Below are 1,166 nucleotides of genomic sequence, written 5' to 3'. Positions count from 1 at the left end.
TGTTAGTAAACGCCTATTCAATTATTTGTTGTGTGAGCCTATCTAAGTAGTAGTCGATGTCATAAGTAACTACTTTGATGCATCCCCTCTTGTTTATGTGGGATTTATGCTGTCTTGTGGTAACATCAATAATATCATTTCCACACTCCTTAAAGATCTTTATAGAGTATGAATGTTTACCATTGACCTCTTTACTACCTTTTTCTACTGTGGCAATATAACCGTTTATTCTCTTCAGTTGCATATTGTAACACCTTCTTAATTTATTTTATTATAACCATAAAAGGGAATAACCGTCTGCCTACTCAATTATAATGAGATGTATGTATATGCTTAAATTGACTTTATAGGTGTCTTACGACCTTCCAGTGTATAAACTACATAACAATCACCGTTTGAATAGTGAGTGGTTAATGTTTTAACCTGTTATAACTATGTACTTATTATACTATATACAAATCATAATTGCAATAGTTTATTGAAATAAAAAAAGGGTATTTTTCATACCCTTTAAATCTCTATAATGTCATTCTCATATTCAAAGTAAACCTCATTCCCAAGCTCATCATACACTGTAGCACCTTTTAATAAAGACATGTTACCCTCAAAGTCAAACGTAAACACTTGATCATATTCATCTATATACATTTCCATTTCACATCCGTATATTACGCTTCCATTGTATAGTATGGTGTAATTTGAATCTATTTCATTACATAGAATATTATCGCTTGTATAGTAATCCCACGTGCTATTATAGCTATCATTGCTATATATGCACCCATCGTCTTCTATAAACTTGTTAGGGTTAACAAGGTAATATTCCCCATTAGGAAGCAAAAAAACCATTTTAGAGGTTATTTCGTGCTCTATCTCAAGTAGTGAGCTATTGTCTAAATAGAATTGCTTATCTTTTCTATAGCGTTTATATAGTACCTTTTTAATATAATGCTGTGTATCACTCAATTCAGAGTCTGGTGTATCTATGCTTATAATACCATTATGAAATACGGCTATATCTGTCGTATATGATAGCTTCATTAATCCCTTTTTATTGCCTGTTATAGGGAAAGGATGGCACCCGTATTGGCTTATTCCGGCGTGTGTGCTTATTCTAAAATGGAATACTACTGTTTTATCCTGTGAATCATCTATTTGTGATATGG

The 1,166-nt window shown here is 32.1% G+C and carries 2 protein-coding genes; both read right to left on the bottom strand.

Going from position 1 to position 1,166, the window contains the following annotated elements; genetic code table 11:
- Positions 1 to 13: 13 nt before the first annotated feature.
- Positions 14 to 244: a hypothetical protein gene (locus tag ACRDDY_RS18755; RefSeq protein WP_438566443.1), complete on the bottom strand. Its 231-nt coding sequence runs from the start codon at positions 242 to 244 to the stop codon at positions 14 to 16.
- Between the two features lie 266 nt (positions 245 to 510).
- On the bottom strand, positions 511 to 1,166 hold a 656-nt coding region (locus tag ACRDDY_RS18750), incomplete at its 5' end, for a hypothetical protein (protein WP_438566442.1).

The organism is Clostridium sp. (assembly GCF_051656525.1).
In the GTDB taxonomy this organism is placed as follows: Bacteria; Bacillota; Clostridia; order Clostridiales; family Clostridiaceae; genus Clostridium.
The sequence above is the reverse complement of the archived record's forward strand: the minus strand, read 5'-3'. Positions and strand labels throughout refer to the sequence as shown.

What these genes read in the sequence shown, in the direction of transcription:
- ACRDDY_RS18755 (WP_438566443.1), bottom strand. Translation starts at nt 244, where the DNA reads ATGCAACTGAAGAGAATAAACGGTTATATTGCCACAGTAGAAAAAGGT.